This window comes from Psychrobacter sp. ANT_H59 (assembly GCF_008369225.1).
Classification (GTDB): domain Bacteria; phylum Pseudomonadota; class Gammaproteobacteria; order Pseudomonadales; family Moraxellaceae; genus Psychrobacter; species Psychrobacter cryohalolentis.
Genome location: NZ_VOBE01000003.1, coordinates 145,056 through 165,158, shown reverse-complemented (window position 1 = coordinate 165,158; position 20,103 = coordinate 145,056). Strand labels below are relative to the sequence as shown.

The window sequence follows — 20,103 nt, the reverse complement described above, 5'->3', positions numbered from 1 at the left end:
ATTGCCGTTTATGAGTCCTGATCGGGCGCAGATTGTCATCAACTCATTTTGGCCGATGCTTAAAGGCGGTATCTATTATTCGATACCGCTGGCATTGATATCGTTTGCGATCGGTATGGCAATTGCGCTGACCGTGGCACTGATTCGTATTGTGCCGCGTGCTGGTTGGGTTCATGAGATTGTCTATAGACTTGCTCGCATCTATGTGTCTGCCATTCGCGGCACGCCGATGCTGGTACAGCTGTTTATTATCTTTTATGGGTTACCAAGTGTTGGGGTCAAGCTTGATCCTTTTCCGTCAGCAATTATCGCTTTTTCGCTCAACATTGGTGCTTATGCGTCAGAGACGGTGCGCGCATCCATTTTGTCTATTCCAAAAGGACAGTGGGAAGCCGGTTCGACTGTCGGCTTGACGTATTTGCAGACCTTTCGCCATGTTATTTTGCCGCAGGCACTACGCGTATCCGTACCGCCGCTATCTAATACCTTTATCAGTCTGGTAAAAGATACTTCGCTAGCATCGCTCGTATTGGTGACTGAGCTGTTTAAACAAGCACAGATTATCACCGCGCGTAACTATGAGTTTATGTTGGTCTATATCGAAGCGGCCGTTATCTATTGGGGTATTTGTCTGTTTTTGACCTTTATCCAAGGTAGGCTTGAAACGCGTCTTGATCGTTATGTTGCCAAATAATATCGCTATCAACCCATGATATATTTCTCGCCCCTTTAACCCATGTGTTTTTTAATTTGCAAGTGGACGTCTTATGATTCAAGTCACCAATATTCATAAAGCCTTTGGGAGCAATCAAGTGCTTAAAGGTATCGACTTGACCATCGAAAAGGGCAAAGTGGTGGTCATATTAGGACCATCAGGTTCTGGTAAGACGACGTTTTTGCGGTGTTTGAATGCGCTTGAAATTCCAGATCAAGGTATCATCGCTTTTGATGATGGCAGCCTGACGGTCGATTTTGCCACTAAACCTAAGAAAAAAACCTTACTTGCGCTGCAACGTAAGTCAGGTATGGTGTTTCAATCTTATAATTTATTTCCACATAAGACAGCCATCGAAAACTTAATGCTTGGACCTACGGTGGTACAAGGGCAAAGTAAAGCGCAAGCACGCGAGCAGGCATTAGCATTACTCGATAAAGTGGGTTTGTCTGATAAGGCAGATCTCTATCCGTTTCAGCTATCGGGTGGTCAGCAGCAGCGTATTGGTATTGCTCGTGCATTGGCGATTGAGCCGTCTTTACTACTATTCGATGAGCCAACGTCTGCGCTTGATCCTGAGCTAGTACAAGATGTGCTTGAAACCATGAAACAGCTGGCATCAGAAGGTTGGACGATGGTTGTTGTTACTCATGAAATAAATTTTGCCCGCGATGTCGCTGATCATGTGGTTTTGATTGAAGATGGTAAAATTGTCGAAGAGGGCAGTGCTAAGCAGTTATTCGAGGATTCTAAGCATCCGCGTACGCAAGCGTTTTTACAGCGTATTGAACAGTAATAAGTTTGAAAGATGCTAAATAAAAAGCCCCAACTATATTCATAGTAGGGGCTTTTTTTTGATTCAACAGAAAGAAATCTAAGGCTATTAAAAGTGATTATAGGATATCGACTAAACCCTTTGCCGTCTTTCTAGCCAACGTGGTACGCGAGTAGTAGTACCATTTAGCACAGCATTAAATAAGGCTGCTAGCAGAATGAGTATGACGCCAACATATTGAATCCAAGATAATGATTGATGCAGTAATAGCGTTGCCAAAGCAATCGCGGTTAGAGGCTCAAAGATAGTAAACACTGATGCACGGGTGGCAGGTAGCTTCTCTAATGCCTTCATATAAAGTGCAAAGGGTACGACGGTTCCAATCAAAGACAATCCTAATGCATAGCCCCAAGTAGATAAGGGTAAGGTTAGTAATTGTCCATAAGTGTTATAGGTTTCAGGTAGTAGTAGCAGTATGCCAGCACTGATGATAATAGAGGTAAAAAATACTAAAGGAGCAGGGTGCGCGTCATGCATAGCGCGCTTACCCAATACCCCGTATAGGGAATAACATATGCCTGATAATAAACCTAATGCAATACCCCAGTTGACTTGCGCCTGCTCACCTAACATCGTCAAGCCGACACCAAATACTGCCATGAGTGCCAGTAGGGCTGACTGCCGAGTAATGGATTCATTAAGTAAGAATGCTGAAAATAATAAGCTAAAAACGGGCGCAGTATATAGCAAGGCGACGGCAGGACCAGCACCGACATAGATAACGGCAAAAAAATAGCAAACCGACATGCCGAGTACACCAATCAACGACTGTAGTGCCAGTCCGAGCCACTGTTTTGGACGCAACTTTATTAGCTGTGGCCATAGTTTTGGCAGCATAACGAGGATAATAAGAGCGGCGGTCACGATACGTAAAATGGTCGTTTGCCAGCCACTAAAGCCGATTTGGTTGAGATAGGTTGAGAATATCCCTAAAGTACCCCAGCAGACAGCGGCTGTAATGATTTGAATGGTGCCTATCCATGACTGCCGTGCTGACATTGTGCTATCGGTATGCGCCATATCGCTCTCTATTTTTATTTGTTACCAGGTTCAAAGAATAAGCGGTCCAAGCCTTCTGGCTCATTACTTAATAATATGCTGAAATAACAAAAGACAACCTGATTAAAGGCTGCCTTTTGTTTGTTTTTTCAGTCTATCATTAAAGCGTCAATTAAGTACTAACACAAGTCAGTTAGGCATAAAATGCAATTTATTTGAGTTAGGTGCAGGCTTCACTTCAGCTTATTACCCTTTAGCTTCATATCCTCCAAACCAGCTTAAGCATCGTGATTTACACCTGAAGTAAAAAATTCGTCAATAAACGCTTGGCACCTTCGGTCGCAAATGACTCTGGGTGAAACTGCACGCCTTGAATCGGATAGTCTTTGTGCTGCACACCCATTATCTCATCACCAGCCAGCGCCGATTCAGTCAAATCTAAATCATTATGTTCATCATTGGCGACGACTGCGGTGACAGTCAAACAATTTGGTAGCGTATCTGCTTGTACCATCAATGAGTGATAGCGCATGATTTCTAACTCCTGTGGCAAATCGTTATAAATGCCCGCACTATCATGACGAATGGCTGAAACTTTACCATGCATCGGCACACTGGCGCGTATCACGTCACCGCCAAATACATGAGCAATGCCTTGCATGCCTAAGCAAACGCCTAATAGTGGCGTCGTTTTACCCATCACTTCAATCACTTCGGCACAAATGCCAAAATAGGCAGGATCATCAGGTGACCCAGGACCGGGTGAGATAATAATACGGTCAAGACTCATCGCTTGTACGTCTGCTAAGGTGATTTCATTATTACGCTTGACGATGACATTTGCTTGTTTATCACTGTCCATCGTCTGCAAGATCTCACCGATATATTGATAAAGGTTAAAGGTAAATGAGTCGTAATTATCGATAATTAAAACATTCATGGGTAGCCAACTCTTTGATAAATTATATGTGGTTATTGGTTCATAAAGCTGTCTAGTACCACTTTCATAGCAGAAAGCTTACGCTGGATTTCTAGATATTCATCAGCAGGATTGGAGTCGTACACATTGCCGCCACAAGTCTGTGCATAGGCCGATTCACCATTGATAAATAAGCTGCGAATAGGAATGGCAAAAATACAATCGCCGTTAAAGTTAAAGGATCCTAATGCGCCGCCATAAGCACCACGACCATCTGGTTCAAGCTCATTAATCACTTTTATCGCTTCAACTTTTGGTGCGCCTGACAATGTGCCAGCAGGGAAGTTGCTGGCAAGTGCGCTAAACATATCCTCATCGGGATGTAGAATACCGACGATTTCAGAGGAGATATGCTGTACGTGTGAGAAGCGTTTGATATCCATCAAATTACGCACTTTTACCGTACCAAATTGTGCGACGCGTCCGATATCATTGCGATGCAAATCGACCAGCATATTGTGCTCGGCAATCTCTTTGGCATCATTCAGTAGGGCACGGGCAAGTTTGCGGTCTTCAGCAACATCAACGCCACGCTTGGCTGTACCTGCGAGCGGATAGGTCTCCATCTCTCCTTGACGCAAGCGAAATAGCAATTCAGGTGAGGCACCTATGATGCACTGCTGAGCAAATTTCATAAAATACATATGCGGTGATGGATTGACTGCCCGTAGCTTTTCATAAATTGGCATCTTATCGCCCGCAATACGATATTTGGATTTAAAGCCGACTTCACATTGAAAAATACGCCCAGAGATGATGTCTTCTTTGACTTGCATAACGACTTTAGCATGCTCTTCTTGACTCATGCCATCACCTAAAAACTCTACGGTGGGCGGTTTATACCTTGGGATAGGTACATCAAGTAAGGCTTTAATTTGCTCGATGCGATTGTCTTGCTGAGCGGTTGGGTAATAAAAATAGAATATCTCACCAGTCATCTTGTCAAGCGTCAAGCCATCTAGATAGACACCAAATTTGAAAGGTTCAAAATCATCGCTTGGCTTGGCATTGAGACTTGGCTCAAAGAAATTGACACAGTCGTAGCCTAGATAGCCGACAAGACCGCCACTTTGCTCACGGGCAATAACGTGCTGCGGAGTAATAGTACGTAGAAGCTGATAAGGATTGTCAGTCTGATAATTTTTGGTTTCAGCGGTTTTATTATCGGTAATGGCAAGGGTAGTGCGGTCGATGGCAGCAATGGTCATTACCGGATCAAAACCAATGGCATGGTGACGTGACATATGGCTGTCTTCACCCAAGGATTCGAGCAAATAACAGGTATCGAAAACCCGTTCAATGCGTTTAAATAACGCGAAAAAATCGATATCTTGCGTCAGCTTTATCCGCTGCGGCTTGCTTGGAATATCAATAGTAGCAGGCTGGTCATATTGTAGTGTAGGAGAGGTCATAACGAGGTCCAAAGTAATTCAAATAGGTCTTATAAAATAAATTCAGCTAATATTCTTGGCGTTAATTGTCTTGTCTGTGGGTGGCTAGCAGTGCACTTACATCGTGAATTTGCATGGCTTTGGCGCCACGAGAGACCGTTGCGATGCCAACGCCCAACTGTTCGGATATGTCACGCTGGGTGATACCACGCTCGAGCAAATCAAAAATACAGATGCGATTGGCAATCTCGTGTTGCTCTTTAGTCGTTAGTAGCGCTGTTAATAGCTCATCGATATCATTACTGTCATTGCAATGGGCTAAATGCGTCAACAAGCTACGATAAGGGTCAGTGCTCATAATATTTAATCTTAATAAAAAAGAGGTAAGTGGCTATCTTGTTTCAGTATTCTAGTACAGTAGTACATAAAAAACAAGTAAAGTGATGAATGTTTTAGCATTGCTTGATTAAAGCGCTGTTTAAAAATATTAACTTCAGCATAAAAATAAAAAGCCAGCTAATCGTAATGAGCTGGCTTTACTATTAAAAATTTTGCTGGTGTTCTAAAGAACAATGAATGATAGATTCGAATGAACGACTAAGCCTTTATATTGCTTATTTTACTGGGCGAATAAACGGCATATGTCTATTCACATCTTTATATAGTAAGTATCTAAATGGACCTGGTCCACCAGCGTAACAAGATTGTGGGCAGAATGCGCGTAACCACATAAAGTCACCTGCTTCAACTTCTACCCATTCACCGTTTAAGTGATAGACGGCTTTACCTTCTAATACATACAAACCATGTTCCATAACATGCGTTTCATCAAATGGAATCACGCCACCTGGTTGAAACGTCACGATATTCACATGCATGTCGTGACGCATATCAGACTGCTCGGTAAACCTGGTGGTTGTCCATACGCCATCAGTACCCGGCATCTCAATAGCTTCAACATCGTGATCGCTAGTTACAAACGCTTCAGGCACATCAATACCTTCACAGTGTTGATAGGCTTTACGGATCCAATGGAATTTGACATGCTTGTCGCTATTGTTCTTTAGCGTCCATTTGCAGCCAGGTGGTAAAAATGCATAACCACCCGCTTCAAGATGATGCGACACGCCTTCAATCGTCATGTCCATTTCACCTTCAACGATGAATACGACGCCTTCGGCATTTGCATCTAGCTCAGGTTTTTCTGAGCCGCCATTTGGTGCTACTTCGACGATATACTGCGAGAAGGTTTCTGAAAAACCGCTTAAAGGACGGGCAAGTACCCACATCCGCATGCCTGTCCAAAAAGGTAAATAACTAATCACGATGTCGGTTAGTACACGTTTAGGAATAATCGCATAAGCTTCGGTGAAGATAGCACGATCGGATAGTAATTGTGTTTGTGGAGGCAATCCGCCAGTTGGTGCGTAATAAGTACTTTTTGTTGTCATGGTTCGTGTTCCTTAGGGGTTTGGTGCCGCGATAAATTTGTGTCTGAACCTTTGATTTTTTATGCGATTAATGCTCTGACATTAGCATAATTCTTCGTTAGTTGACGATAGCCATTAAGCCTGATTTTTAGCTTGCTCAACAGAGATATCAATGCAAACTTCCCAATCATCAATCTCGAATTCATGGCAATTGTTACCTTCGCCGTTGATACGATCAATCACTAAAAAGTCACAATCCGCTTTTAGCGCCAGTAGCGGATGATGCCAAACATTGGCATCATACTGTACACCTTGATGCGAATGAGCATAAAACACTTCTAAATCATCAGCTGATTTAGGCGAATCGCCAGCTTTGGCCACAACGACTATATAGTCTGTGCCATTCATAGAAAAGAACGCTTGCGTGCCAAATGGATGGTATTCCATGACCGATAACGTAATAGGGCAGTCACGTCTTTTAGTACGGAAAATACTAAAACCGACTTCTCCGCCATCATGAGTGACTTTTGAGATGGCATTATGACGACAGGCAAAGCCACGATTGATATCCCAGCTGTTTTCAGGGCACTTTTCTTGATCATCATAAGGCTCAATCACTGAGCCATAAGGCGCAAAAGCAGCTTTAGTTAAAGGTTTAGCAATGATTGTGGTTTTCATAAGTTCACCTTTAGATTAATTAGCAATATTATTTATTTGTTCTAGCAATTTATTCAGTTATAGCTCGATTTGAGATAAGAAAATACCGGACATAAGATGTCGTCTTTAAGCAATTACAGCACTCAGGTATCTACCACCTCAAGCGTATCATCCGTTAGCTTACGTGGTTGCTACTACGTACGTGCTTATTAATATGATGATACGTCTTATGATTGTTGTTACGGCTACATCCAGTTGGCGGTGTTATCAGCCGTGGCTGGATGATTTTCATACCAGTGCTTAGCGATTTCATCGCGGCGGCAGATCCAAACGTCGGGTTTACTGGTGATGTATTGTAAAAACTGTTTAAGCGCTTTAATGCGACCAGCACGACCAATGATGCGGCAATGCAAACCAATGGTTAGCATCTTGGGAGTGTCTTGACCTTCTTCATATAGAGTGTCAAAGCTGTCTTTTAAGTATTGATAAAAAGGTTCAGCATTGGTGAACCCAGGACTTGAAGAAAAACGCATGTCATTGGTCTCAAGCGTATAAGGAATGACCAGATGCGGTTTGCGAGCAATTTTGTTGCCTTCTTCTACTTTAACATTGAGCCAGTACGGCAGCTCATCAGCATAAGAGTCAGAGTCATAAATGTAGCCGCCTTGTTCTGCGACCAGCTCGCGAGTATTTGGGCTATCGCGACCGGTATACCAGCCAAGAGGCTGATTGCCGACCATACGCTCAAATATTTCAGTGGCGCGGCGTACATGTTCACGCTCGGTCTCGCGGTACATATATTGATAGGTAATCCAGCGCAGTCCGTGACTGGCAATCTCATGACCATCTTCTAGAATGCGCTCGACAATATGCGGTGTTTTTTCGGCAGCGGCTGCACAAGTAAAGGTAGTAATAGGTAAACCATATTCTTTAAAAGTATCTAGTACGCGCCAAACACCCACTCGGCTACCATATTCAAAGGCGGATTCAATCGACTGATGGCGGTTGTTAAATTCTGGCGTACCTAAAACGTCTGATAAAAAACGTTCTGACTGACCGTCGCCATGCAAGACACTGTTCTCTGCGCCTTCTTCGATATTTAGCACAAACTGTACGGCAATCTTAGCGCCGCCCGGCCAATTGGCTTTGGGTGGATGGTCGCCATAGCCTTTTAAATCGCGTGGATAAGCGGCTTGATCAAAGTCGCTGGTTATCTTTTTTTTCATGGTGTTTTATCCTTTATAAAAACAGAGTAATAGATCTATTAGAAATGTAATAACTATTTTTTATTCTACTATTGCACTTCATCTTTCTGACTTCACTGCCTTATTCTACTATGGTGTCAGGATCTACTGCATAAGGGCGCATCAATACCCAATACACGATGCCACCTATTGCCGCGCCTAATAAGAAACCATAACCTTCAAGCTTAGTCAGTGCGGGTATCAATACCGTGGCGATAGAGAATAAAGCGCCGATTGCAAAGGCGATAAGCGCACGGATGTTCCAGCCTTTGTAGTAGTAATAAGCACCAGTTGGTTGAGCGGAAAATAAGTCATTCATATCGATATGTTGACGTTTAATTAGGTAATAATCGATGACTAAGATACCAAAGAATGGAGCGATAACCGCACCAATAGTATTTACAAAACCGACAATACCGATCTTACTGATGAATGATAGCCACAATGCACCAACGAAAAAGGCGATAACAGCAGTAATTAAACCGCCCATGCGAAAGTTAATATGCTTAGGAAATAAGTTAGCCAAATCGTAAGCAGGGGGAATAAAGTTTGCAACCATATTGATACCGACGGTTGCGGCAAAGAAGGTCAGCGCTGCAATAATGGTCAAGGGTAGAGAATCCACACGATCAACAATATCCGATGGATTGGTCAATGCTTCGCCAAATATTACTAGGGTTCCAGCGGTAATGACCAAGGCGATGAACGAGAAAAATACCATGTTAATCGGCAAACCGAGTAAGTTACCCAAGCGCATATCGCGCTCACTACGCAAAAATCGTGAGAAATCACCGAAGTTTATGACGACTGCTGCGAAATAAGCAACCATCGTACCGACGATAGCAGTAAATGCCTGTATGGAATTTCCACTATAATCGCTGCCACTAGCGAAGATAGAGTTAATCGCAGGTAACAACTCAGAGCCTGATTGATACCAGATGACGGCCATCAGGATGACCATAACGACATAGACTAGCGGTCCTGCCCAATTCAAAAAGTGCTTGATCGGCTCGATGCCTGCCCAAAACAGTAAAATCTGAAATACCCAAACGATGACAAAGGCAATCCAAGCGGTACTATTCAAGCCTAAAAATTTCGTATCTGGGCTACCTATGACAATAGTCAACAAAATGGCAACTGCAGTTGAGGCAAAGTAGGTCTGCACCCCGTACCAAAAGATACCGATAATAGCGCGTAAGATGGCAGGTAAGTTAGCGCCATTGATACCCATGCTGGCACGTATCAAGACTGGAAAAGGGATGCCATATTTGACACTGGGTTTACCAGTTAAGTTGACCATCAGCATGACGATGAATCCTGAGCAGATAATCGCTGCCATGACCCACCACCCATTCAGTCCATAACTCAAAAATAAGGAGGCCGCTAAGGTATAACCGAATAAGCTCTGAATATCATTGGACCAAACATTAAATATCGCAAACCAACCCCAATTACGCTGTTCAGGCTGTAGTGGGGCAAGATCTTCATTATATAATCTTGAGTTTTTGCGTTCTGGATTAAAGGTATTGCAATCATAGAGCGCGCTATTAGATTGAGTACTGAGCTGACTTCCTTGCTTATTCGCAGTGGACATCCTTTTCTCCCTTTAGATTGGAATCAATCGAAATAAACATTGTTAACACTTATTAATGTTTATTGTTAACACTTTAAGGATGTCTAGGTCATTGGTCAAGATAATTGTTTGATCAGCGTTTACTCTTCTTTGTCTAGAATGCTCATTTATAACCCTGAAGCATAAGCGACCAGTTGTTGGCGCTCTTCATCGCTCAGCTGAGTGATATTACCCAGTGGCATATAACCACTTTGTACGGCAGTCACAATCTTAGCTTGATGAGTTTTTATGTCTGCAGGGGTTTGGATAATAATACCCGCTGGCGGCGCATTAAATCCAGCTTGTGTTGGTTGTGCCGCATGGCAAACGCTACATTTTGCTTCTACTACTTTCATGATAGCGTCGTCAGCTGAAGCAGCAACAGGTACTACTTCGGTAGCGGCAGTTCCGCCAGCAACCACATTGGAATCAGCCTCTGTAGCAGTAGCAGGTGCTACCGTATTCGTATCTTGAGTGACAGCAGCAGGCGGTGTATCTGTCGGTGCTACTTCAGTGACAGCAGGCGTCTTGATTGGAGAAACTGGTAATGGCTCGATAGGTGCTGGACGCATCCAGATAATCAATAGCACGGTTGCTATCGCAGGAATCACTAAGAATTTTGGTCTATGGCGACCCAAGTGTTTTTCGTTGAAGTAATGACGAGCTGTTGCCGTGATGACACCAATGAATACCAATATCAACCAACCATGCGCATGTGAATACATCATTGGATAGTGATTACTAATCATGATAAAGATGAGCGGCAAGGTAAAGTAGTTATTCATCAATGAGCGATTTCTGGCCATCAATGCCAAATCTGCTACTTCTGGACCTGGTTTTACGCCTCGGCGTACACAATCTACGAGTGCGCGCTGAGCCGGCATAATACCGAAGAAGACGTTACCTGCCATGATAGTACCTAAAATGGCACCGACATGGATAAAAGATGCACGATCACTAAATAGCTGATAAGAACCCCAAGTGGCAATAATCATTAGTACAAAGATGGTGATACTAAAAGCCAGTTTATTTTTGCCGACATTGCTGCGTACAATGACTTCATAAATAAAATAACTACCGAATAAGAACAGTAAACTGGTCGATATAGCACCAACGCTGCTACCAAAGTCAACTTTGCTCGGATCAATCAAGTAAGCCGTGGCATTGATATAGTAAACGATAATGAGCATCGCCATACCGGTTAGCCATGTGGTATAGGCTTCCCACTTAAACCAATGCAGCGTTTTTGGCATCTCTTCAGGTTCGAGCTTGTATTTGGCAATTTCATAGAAACCACCACCATGTACTGCCCAAAGATCGCCTGAAATGCCTTTTTTGGCTTTCCATTCTGGTGGCTTCTGAAGACTCATATCTAGCCATACAAAGTAAAATGATGCGCCAATCCATGCTACACCAGCGATAACGTGAAACCAGCGGAAAAATAAGCTTAGCCAATCGAGAAGATATGCACCCATGTTGTCAATGTCCTTTTATATTATTATATCTTGGTAACTCGTAACGACTTTTGCTCACCTTCGTTATTATAAAAGATTGTGATACAACGTAGCGATACCAGCATTATTCATTTGGTCTTAAATCACTGACCTCATTGTCAGGTGTTTAGAGTTTCCAGCACTCGTTTAGCCTTGTTTTTATAAGGTTTCGAGTCATAAAGCTATAGAATCAATCATGATCCGCGATAAGTGCCGTAGCCGTGTGCGCTAAGCAGTAGCGGCACATGGTAGTGACCGTTATCTTGTATCATAAAATCGATGACCACTTGCGGATAAAATACTGTGAGGTTTTGCGTATCAAAATATGCTTGGGTATCAAAGGTCAGCGTATAGCGACCGATATCTAAATGATACTCAGCAATATCAATTTCTGGGTTAAATGCCCAGCTATCTGGCGTCACGCGACCATCAGCGTTGGTGACACCGTTTGCCAATAATGATGGCTCGCCACTGGCACTAATACGATGTAACGTCACTGCGATGTCAGCGGCAGGCTTGCCAAGATGGGTGTCTAAAATATGTGATGAAAGAGTACCTGACATAATAATTCCTTTTATGTATGAGAGAGACAAAGCAAGATTTAAGCGTCGCCTAACAGTTTTTGTAAACGCAAACGCGTGATTTTATTTTGTTCAGTAGCCGCATTGAGCAATTCAGTCTTGCGATCATTTGGCAGGCGAGCTTGCAATAGATCAAGCATTTGCTGCGCGCTTTTACCAGTTGCGAAGACAATAAAGATAAAGCCGAATTTATCGAGATAGTCTTGATTGCCTTGTGCTAACGCTTCAAGTACCGCATCTTCAGCGTCATTGGCGCCTGATTGCTCATGAGCAGCACTGTCTTGCGTATTGCGATACTTCTCTTTTAATGAGTCGACATTGCCAATCTGTGGGTGACCATCAAAGGCTTCTAGCAAGTTAGCTTCATCCGCTTTAGCTTGTTGCCATGCGTCATCGCTTGCACTCAATAGTGCTTTTATATCTGCAAACGGACGTGCGTCTGCCAAGGTTTGCGCCCATTGGCTACTGGTACAGCAAGTTAGAAATTCTGAGGTCGCATCGGCTTGCGAGAGGGCGTTCAGTTGCGCTAGTGATAAGCTCACAGTGATATCCTTATCTATTGACACAAAGTGTTGACGGATACACATTTATCATTTGAGTGATATGAATTTATAAGGTACAGACAGTATCGTGTGCTGATATTAGTCTGTTGATTACTTAACTCAGGGAAAAACTCAGGTGAAAGTAGTATCGATTGAGTCATAATTGGTTAATATATATCCATTCTGCTTAAACCTGACTAAATGGTCAACTACTTTATGCAAAATATTTTTATTTTTTACTAGATATGCTAATAATCAGTGTGTTTCTTCACAGTTTATCTTAAAGTCACGCTAGAATATGGTACTTACTGATATAAATGTCTAATGGTGCAACCTATGACTCAAATTTCTAAAGCAAAAGCTTCATCCGCCTCTGAGAGTGTGGTTCATCGCAATCAGCATGATATTCGTGCCCAAAACCAAGCGGTGATTTTGACTGCCGCTGAAGAAGAGTTTGTGCTGAAAAGCTATCGCGGTGCCACCATGCAAGGTATCGCTGATCGAGCAGGGCTGCCAAAAGCCAATGTGCATTACTATTTTAAGAGTAAGACCAATCTGTACAAAGTAGTTTTGCGTGCCATCATTCAAGAGTGGAATGATGGCTTGGTGACGATGACAGTAGACAGCGATCCGAGAACCGTTATCGAAAAGTTCGTCCGCACCAAATTGCATCAAGCATTTGCAAACCCAAATCGCCATAAGCTATTTGCGTTAGAGGTCATCGGCGGTGCCCCGCATTTACATGATTTTATGTCGACGGCGATGAAAGATTGGGCACTGGATAAGACACAAGTCATGAAGATATGGCATGAGCAAGGCAAAATTGCCATTGCTGACCCTTTACAGCTATTGATTTTGATTTGGGCAACCACGCAGCGCTATGCAGAGTTTGAAACAGAAATCGTCGGCTTAATGCAAAAGAGCGCGTATGATGAGACAGACGAGGCCCGCGCTGCTGACTTCTTAATACCTTTTATACTACGAGGTTGCGGACTCGAGTAGGGGTAGATTGGAACAACTGCTATTAATGAATAGCTTGACGCATAAAGGATTGCTTTAACGATATCGCTGCTAATTAGCGCTTTATCATTAAGGCAATCCTTTTCTTTTGTCACTCAGCAAAGTCTTTTACATTGTCTTAGAAAATCATCTAACCCTTGATTCTTAAGCGGCTTCACGAGCAGACTTCACGTCATCCTCAGCATGCTGGTCAGCCGTATCAAACTCCGCACCAAAGCTTTTTGGTAAAATCATATCAAGCGTAATCGCGATAATACCCGATACGGTCACTGCTGAACCAAAGATATTACGGAACATCTGCGGCATTTGTGCAAATACATCAGGCACAAAGGCAACACCCATCGCCAAACCTAGAGAAGTGGCTATGATTAAGATATTACGATGGGTGAAGTTTACGGTTGAAAGTATGCGAATACCAGCAGTCGCTACGGTTGCAAACATCAACAGTGTCACACCACCAACTACTGGTTTTGGTAGCTGAGTGAAGATAGCACCTAGGATAGGGAATAAACCCATAAAAAATAAGATACCGCCGACATAGAAGCCCACATAGCGACTAGCGATACCCGTCATCTGAATAACGCCATTATTCTGGCTAAAAGTAGTGACTGGGAAGCTGTTAAAGATACCAGCAATGGCAGAGTTGACACCGTCAGCTAGTACCCCACCTTTGATACGTTTCTCATATAGTGGACCTTTGATAGGCTCACCTGAGATCATCGACGTTGCGGTCAAATCACCAGCAGTCTCGATACTGGTAATGATATACATAAAGGCAATCGGTATAAACGCTTGCCAATCAAAACTAAAGCCAAACTTGAAAGGCACAGGTACAGTCAGTAGCGGGGCTTGTGAGACTAATGAGAAGTCAATACGACCCATAAATGCTGCTACCAGCAAGCCTAACATCAGACCAATAAAAATAGCGCTTGAGCGAATAACTTTGTTAGGTACGATACTAATAAGCACGACACTGATTAAGACCCCGCCACCCAGTAGCAAATTCTCCATACTACCAAAATTCTCTGCACCAACACCGCCTGCTAGATCGGTTAGACCAACTTTGGTTAGGGACAAACCAATAGTGACAATGACACAGCCGGTGACGATAGGGCTCATCAAGGATTTAAGTTTAGTAATAAACTGACTCAAGAATATCTCGACAAAGGCGCCTAAGAATGTCACGCCAAAGATTACAGAGAGAATCTCCTCAGGACTACCACCTCGGTTTTTTACTACAAAACCTGCTGCTAACACGGCCGCTAAAAAACCAAAGCTGGTGCCTTGCAGAGCCATCAGCCCTGAACCGACAGGACCAAATTTACGGGTTTGAATAAAGGTTGAAACCCCAGATACCATTAGCGCCATACTGATTAGGTAGGGAATATGCTCACCTAGACCCAAAGCACCGCCAATAATCAATGAGGGCGTAATAACACCAACGAAAGCGGCGAGTACATGTTGTACCGCACCTAAAAATGCTTTTGCAGGCGCAGGACGGTCGTGCAGTCCGTACAATAAATCGGGATTTCCTTGAGTATGCTCACTCATTTTGGCTTTCTCCTAAAGTGACTTTTAGTCCAAGCTCTGTAAAGATATTTAGAGACAGCGTTACGTTGATAAATAGGAGACATATGAGGGTCTCTATAAATCCTTATCGCACTAGCTGTTTACACAGTATCAAACACAGAGTCGCATGATCCTTATGCAAATACATGCAAGCAAATAACCAGTCTTTCTCAGTGTGACCGATAGTCGTATGTACAAACCTGACTAAATAGTCAACTATCTTAGGGTATATGTAATTGGCAGTATATTGCAATACTTTTTTTTGATATTCAGCGTTTATAAATAATCACTCAGTCGCTCATAATCGCCTCCGCATATAGGTGAAACTTATCTAGACAGCAATAGACTAAAGGTATTCATCAGATGTGCAGGTGCTGATACAAGCGTACAAAGATATTAAAAGAAAATTTTTCAGTTTAAATATTGCCAAATTGTTAATACTTCGTTATTATGCCTGTCAATATTTAAACGCTAATCATTATCATTAACATTAATAATGTCATTCTTATATGAAACTTAATAATTATTAAAGCATCAAGCTTTTTAGAAAGTGATTTTGGGCAAAAATTACTGATTATTGGTTTCCTAAACGAGTTTTAAAATTCTTATACTAGATAAAGTGAGTATGTTATGCGCGAAGTAAAATTAGCAAGATTTTCTAGTCGATTGACCGTATTGTCTATGGGCATAGCAGCAGTATTAGGGGCACAAGCGGCGAGTGCTGCTACCTCAGCAGATATGCCGAGCACCACCTTACAGACCATCACAGTGACGGCAAACAGCTCAGTACGTGAAAGCGTGCAAGAGGGCGGTGTTGATGTTGAAGGCTATACCCCAGCTGCGCAAGCAAGCCACTTAAGTGATTTTTTAAATGTCGTACCCGGTGTTACGGTAGGTGGTACGTCAGCGGTCAATCAGCGTATACGCGTACGTGGACTCGATGATACTAATCTAAAAGTCACTATTGATGGCGCTCGCCAAGAAGGCACGCTGTTTTATCATATGGGCGATGTGACCATTGACCCTGATTTGCTAAAACAAGCGGAAGTATCGGTCGGTAATAACTCAGTGACACTAGGTAACGATGCGCTAGGTGGCGCAGTTGCTTTTAAAACCGTTGATGCTGCAGATTTGCTAAAACCGGGTCAAAAAATCGGTGCCAAATTGCATGCAGGTTATGGTAGTAATAATGATGAACTGCTCACCTCAGCGACTGTGTTTGCTGCCCCAACGGATAATATAGACTTACTGGCTTATTATGGTCAGCGTAATGCCAATGCGGGTGAAGATGGCGAAGGTCGTAAGATCCAAACGGAAGATAGCAAAGGCGAGAATATTTTATTAAAGGCAGGCGCGTATATTGCCAATGACCATCACGTAGGGGCTAGCTTTAGCCGTACCGAAAACGAAGGCATGTTCCCATTACGCCCAGATTTCCCAGCAAGCCCAGGCGTTGGCAGTTGGAATGAAATTCTGCCGCAAAAGGTTAAGCGTGATACTTATGGGCTGGACTATAGCTACAATCCTGCCAGTAACTTGGTCAATGTCGATACCAATGTTTATCAAACCGAAACGCAGATTTCACGCGATACCGATTATACGACAAAGCCAGGTTATAACTGGGAAGCAGGCGTAAAAACCACCGGCGCAAAAATTCAAAATACCAGTGTTATTGATACCAATGTCGGCAGCCATAAGCTAATCGCTGGTATTGAGCACTACAAAAAAGAATCTGAGCTAGAGCGCGACTTCGTTAAAAAGGGCACCGATGAAGCCAAAAATACCTCTATTTATCTAGAAGATCAGTGGAAGAATGGCAAATTAACCTTAACGCCGGGCGTACGCTACGACCGTTATGAGTCGCCTGAATTTGTATCGGCAGGCAAAACCTATAACAATGTGGTTGGTGCCCTTGCTGCCAGCTATGAGATTGCACCGTTAACGCAAGTGTTTGCCAGTTATACGCAGTTATTTAACGGTCCTGATTTGAGTCAAGCGATCTTTAACTCAGATGGCGACAAAACCTACGTCAATAGTGACTTAAAAGCAGAAGAAGGGTCAAATGCTGAGATTGGTATCGTAAAAACCTTGCGCGATCTAACGGTAGCGGGCGATGCACTGCAACTTAGCGGAAAATATTTTGAAACTGATATCGAAAACTTTATTGAATTTGTCCGTTCTGGTGGTACTCGCGTTGGCCTAGACTGTACCACTGGACAACTGGGTGGCGCTTGCCAAGGCGCGGTCAATAAAGATGAAGATTATAAAATTAAGGGTGTTGAGCTCGCTGCTGACTATAAAATGGATAATTTTAGCATGGGTCTAAGCTATGCCCATGCACGTAGTAAAGGTGATAAAACGGGCTATAGCATCCCATCAGTGACTGGTGGCAGCGCCGACTCAGGCGATAAATATATGGTGAACTTGGCCTACGTACCAACAGACACTACTGAGCTTGGCTGGCGCAGTACCTATGTGGCTGCTATCACGCCCAAAACTGAATCTGCCCAGCCTGAAAAGTCTAACTATGATGTGCATGATATTTTTATGAGTTATATGCCAAAACAAGTCGATGGTTTAAAAGCGACTGTTGGGGTTTATAATATCTTTGATGAAACCTATGCCAGCCATGCGTCACGTTCGCTTGCAGAACAAGCAGATGGTTTGCGCACCGACTTTGAACCCGGTCGCAATATCAAAGCATCTTTAACCTATCAGTTCTAAATTTATAGTGATCATGCGTAAAAAATGAGTATCAAAAAAGCCAGCTGCTTTGTATAAGAGCTGGCTTTTTTATGTCGAAACCTCTTTTTTAAACCAGATGTCTTTTTTAAATCGTTTTATGCGTCTTTAACACATCAGCATTTAGCGCAATTCTAACGCTAAAATTAACAAAGAATAATAATCAATGATTTCATTTAACCCACGCCAAACTTGCCTATGGATTCACCGTTATACTGGACTTGTGATGGCCGCTTTTTTACTTATGGCTGGTATAACGGGCGCACTATTGGCATTTCACGATGAGCTGGACGCGGTATTTAATCAGCGTTTGGCGGTTGTTGAGAAAGTGCAGACACCGCCATTGTCTATTGCTACCTTGCATGACAAGGTGATTAGCCACTATCCAGAATACAGTTTTTCGACCATGCCCGTGGCAATCGAGCCTAATCGCGCTGTCGTCTTTGCTGTCGATAAATATAAAGGCGATATAAAAGTAGAACCTAAACCCTTGTTCCAAGAGGTTTATATCAATCCCTATACTGCGGATATTATTGGCACGCGTGATAAAGACGAGTGGGCATGGCGCAATACCATGTGGAAGGTGTTCTGGCTGCATCGTGAGTTGTTGCTTGGTGATATTGGTAAGTTAGTACTAGGTATTATTGCGCTTGTTTGGACGATTAATTGTTTTATTGGATTTTATTTAACCTTTCCAAGAGCGGTTAAAAAGAATCAGGTACCGCCCCAATATCCTACTAAAAAACGGGCTTCTTTATTAAAACGCTGGCTGCCTGCGTGGAAAATCCGCACCAAAACCAATACCTTTAAGCTTAATTATGACGCGCATCATGCGTTTGGTTTATGGTTGTGGCTGATGCTGTTTGTGATTGCTTGGTCAAGTGTGGGTTTTAATTTGCAGCAGGTTTATAAGCCAGTAATGCAAGCGGTGGTCGGTCTTGACGGCAACAAAGGGAAAGAAGGTAAATCAAATAAAACAGATAAATCTAGCGCGCCAGTTAGCACTGAAATGATCACTGCTAATATTGTTAATAAAGCCAATAGTATCGATTATTTAAGCAATCAAGCGAATATTGCCGCGCAAGAAAACGGACTGACCGTGCAGCAATTATTGGGTATTCGCTGGGTTGAGGAAGATAAGCAGTGGCAGATGCGCTTTAAAACCAATCAAGACATCGGTAAAAAAGGCGGTGCGTCATCTATCACGGTCAATGCCGCAATCGGTAGTGTTGAGCGCGTAAATTTTGCTTATCAAAACGCCTCATTTGGTCATAAAGCTGACCAATGGCTATCCACCTTACATATGGGACATATCAGTCATGGTGTCGGTCATCTGGCATATCAAATATTCTTGGCATTGATTGGCTTAGCCGTTGCTGTCTTGTCTGGTACTGGGGTATATTTGTGGTGGAAAGGTCGACAGCAACGCTTAAAATCTTTGCGAAAGCTGAGATAAAATTGGTCTTAAAGTGACAAAGCCGTTTACAAGTACGATTTTAAGCCGCATCCACGATTACCGGACGACCTTGGTGATTGAGTACGGTAACGTCAACGTTATAGAGATCTTTCATGGTTTGTTGGGTAATTACTTCGACTGGACGACCAATAGCTTGCACTTGACCGTCCTTCATTGTCACTACGGTATCAGCGAACTGGGCGGCTTGATTGATGTCGTGGAGGACAATGACCACGGTTTTTTGCTGACTATGACTTAACTCACGCAGCTCACGCATCAAGCGACCTGAATGATACATATCGAGATTATTTAGCGGTTCATCAAGCAATAAATACGGTGTATCTTGGCAAACAATCATCGCAATCAGCACCCGTTGCCGCTGTCCACCCGATAAGGCAGATAAAAAACGCTCCGCTAATGGCTCTAGCTCAAAGCGTTCGATAATCTCAGCCACTTTTTCCTGATCGCTTGCCGTTGGACGACCTTGATGATACGGATAGCGCCCAAACATCAGTAATTCATGCACCCGCAGCCGCCCTTGCACTTGATTGTCTTGACTGAGCATCGCTACCGTTGTCGCAAGGGTACGCGCATCGCATTGAACAATATCACGTTCCTCATTATCTACAGCAAAGCTAACCTGTCCGCTTTGCAAGGATTGCAACCGCGCCATCACCGAAAATAACGTCGATTTACCAGCACCATTGGGACCAATTAAAGCGATGACTTGTGACGGTGGCAATAATAAGTTGATATCGTGCAAAATCTGCTGCTTGCCAATATGATGTGATACACCCGTTATTTTTATCATAATGCTTCTTTTTTAAGCTGAATGTTT

The 20,103-nt window shown here is 43.1% G+C and carries 18 protein-coding genes; 5 read left to right on the top strand and 13 right to left on the bottom strand.

Annotated features, from left to right (window positions below):
• Nucleotides 1-10: 10 nt before the first annotated feature.
• Both FQ083_RS06305 and FQ083_RS06300 read left to right on the top strand, forming a co-directional pair.
• Nucleotides 11-694 (top strand): amino acid ABC transporter permease, encoded by a 684-nt coding sequence (locus FQ083_RS06305; RefSeq protein ID WP_188004087.1) that lies wholly within the window; start codon nucleotides 11-13, stop codon nucleotides 692-694.
• A 73-nt stretch (nucleotides 695-767) separates the two neighbouring features.
• Nucleotides 768-1,511 (top strand): amino acid ABC transporter ATP-binding protein, encoded by a 744-nt coding sequence (locus FQ083_RS06300; RefSeq protein ID WP_011514246.1) that lies wholly within the window; start codon nucleotides 768-770, stop codon nucleotides 1,509-1,511.
• Nucleotides 1,512-1,622: 111 nt separating this feature from the next.
• Here the strand turns inward: FQ083_RS06300 and FQ083_RS06295 are convergent, their stop codons facing one another.
• The 11 genes from FQ083_RS06295 to uraD form a co-directional block, all read right to left on the bottom strand.
• Nucleotides 1,623-2,570 carry a DMT family transporter gene (locus tag FQ083_RS06295; protein WP_149409248.1) on the bottom strand — a complete coding sequence of 316 codons (948 nt, stop codon included), beginning with the start codon at nucleotides 2,568-2,570 and terminating at the stop codon, nucleotides 1,623-1,625.
• A gap of 271 nt (nucleotides 2,571-2,841) precedes the next feature.
• A complete protein-coding gene (locus tag FQ083_RS06290; RefSeq protein WP_020444099.1) occupies nucleotides 2,842-3,489 on the bottom strand; it encodes an anthranilate synthase component II in 648 nt (215 codons plus the stop codon).
• A 32-nt stretch (nucleotides 3,490-3,521) separates the two neighbouring features.
• The gene (locus FQ083_RS06285) at nucleotides 3,522-4,940 is read right to left on the bottom strand and encodes an anthranilate synthase component I family protein (RefSeq protein WP_149409247.1); all 1,419 of its coding nucleotides are present in this window, start codon (nucleotides 4,938-4,940) and stop codon (nucleotides 3,522-3,524) included.
• Between the two features lie 61 nt (nucleotides 4,941-5,001).
• Nucleotides 5,002-5,277, bottom strand: a complete 276-nt coding sequence (locus FQ083_RS06280) for a Trp family transcriptional regulator (RefSeq protein ID WP_011514242.1) — start codon at nucleotides 5,275-5,277, stop codon at nucleotides 5,002-5,004.
• A gap of 256 nt (nucleotides 5,278-5,533) precedes the next feature.
• Nucleotides 5,534-6,370 carry a bifunctional allantoicase/(S)-ureidoglycine aminohydrolase gene (locus tag FQ083_RS06275; protein ID WP_149409246.1) on the bottom strand — a complete coding sequence of 279 codons (837 nt, stop codon included), beginning with the start codon at nucleotides 6,368-6,370 and terminating at the stop codon, nucleotides 5,534-5,536.
• Nucleotides 6,371-6,484: 114 nt separating this feature from the next.
• Nucleotides 6,485-7,027 (bottom strand): ureidoglycolate lyase, encoded by a 543-nt coding sequence (locus FQ083_RS06270; RefSeq protein WP_149409245.1) that lies wholly within the window; start codon nucleotides 7,025-7,027, stop codon nucleotides 6,485-6,487.
• 224 nt (nucleotides 7,028-7,251) lie between these two features.
• Nucleotides 7,252-8,232 carry an allantoinase PuuE gene (puuE, locus tag FQ083_RS06265; protein WP_011514239.1) on the bottom strand — a complete coding sequence of 327 codons (981 nt, stop codon included), beginning with the start codon at nucleotides 8,230-8,232 and terminating at the stop codon, nucleotides 7,252-7,254.
• 100 nt (nucleotides 8,233-8,332) lie between these two features.
• Entirely contained in the window at nucleotides 8,333-9,844 is a 1,512-nt protein-coding gene (locus FQ083_RS06260) for an NCS1 family nucleobase:cation symporter-1 (protein ID WP_149409244.1), read from the bottom strand.
• 146 nt (nucleotides 9,845-9,990) lie between these two features.
• The gene (locus FQ083_RS06255) at nucleotides 9,991-11,337 is read right to left on the bottom strand and encodes a urate hydroxylase PuuD (protein ID WP_149409243.1); all 1,347 of its coding nucleotides are present in this window, start codon (nucleotides 11,335-11,337) and stop codon (nucleotides 9,991-9,993) included.
• Between the two features lie 212 nt (nucleotides 11,338-11,549).
• Nucleotides 11,550-11,918: a hydroxyisourate hydrolase gene (uraH, locus tag FQ083_RS06250; protein WP_011514236.1), complete on the bottom strand. Its 369-nt coding sequence runs from the start codon at nucleotides 11,916-11,918 to the stop codon at nucleotides 11,550-11,552.
• Nucleotides 11,919-11,956: 38 nt separating this feature from the next.
• A complete protein-coding gene (gene uraD, locus FQ083_RS06245; protein WP_262498147.1) occupies nucleotides 11,957-12,478 on the bottom strand; it encodes a 2-oxo-4-hydroxy-4-carboxy-5-ureidoimidazoline decarboxylase in 522 nt (173 codons plus the stop codon).
• Nucleotides 12,479-12,814: 336 nt separating this feature from the next.
• Here uraD and FQ083_RS06240 point away from each other — a divergent pair, with 336 nt between their 5' ends.
• Nucleotides 12,815-13,480 (top strand): TetR/AcrR family transcriptional regulator, encoded by a 666-nt coding sequence (locus FQ083_RS06240; protein ID WP_011514234.1) that lies wholly within the window; start codon nucleotides 12,815-12,817, stop codon nucleotides 13,478-13,480.
• 162 nt (nucleotides 13,481-13,642) lie between these two features.
• On the opposite strand, the gene FQ083_RS06235 is transcribed toward FQ083_RS06240, so the two are convergent.
• Nucleotides 13,643-15,049, bottom strand: coding sequence for a uracil-xanthine permease family protein (locus tag FQ083_RS06235; RefSeq protein ID WP_149409241.1), 1,407 nt, complete (start codon nucleotides 15,047-15,049; stop codon nucleotides 13,643-13,645).
• Between the two features lie 648 nt (nucleotides 15,050-15,697).
• Here FQ083_RS06235 and FQ083_RS06230 point away from each other — a divergent pair.
• Nucleotides 15,698-17,791, top strand: coding sequence for a TonB-dependent receptor domain-containing protein (locus FQ083_RS06230; protein ID WP_149409240.1), 2,094 nt, complete (start codon nucleotides 15,698-15,700; stop codon nucleotides 17,789-17,791).
• A gap of 184 nt (nucleotides 17,792-17,975) precedes the next feature.
• A complete protein-coding gene (locus FQ083_RS06225; RefSeq protein ID WP_133105091.1) occupies nucleotides 17,976-19,265 on the top strand; it encodes a PepSY-associated TM helix domain-containing protein in 1,290 nt (429 codons plus the stop codon).
• A gap of 40 nt (nucleotides 19,266-19,305) precedes the next feature.
• Here the strand turns inward: FQ083_RS06225 and FQ083_RS06220 are convergent, their stop codons facing one another.
• Complete coding sequence (locus FQ083_RS06220; RefSeq protein ID WP_133105090.1) at nucleotides 19,306-20,076, bottom strand: ABC transporter ATP-binding protein; 771 nt, start codon at nucleotides 20,074-20,076, stop codon at nucleotides 19,306-19,308.
• Between the last annotated feature and the right edge of the window lie 27 nt (nucleotides 20,077-20,103).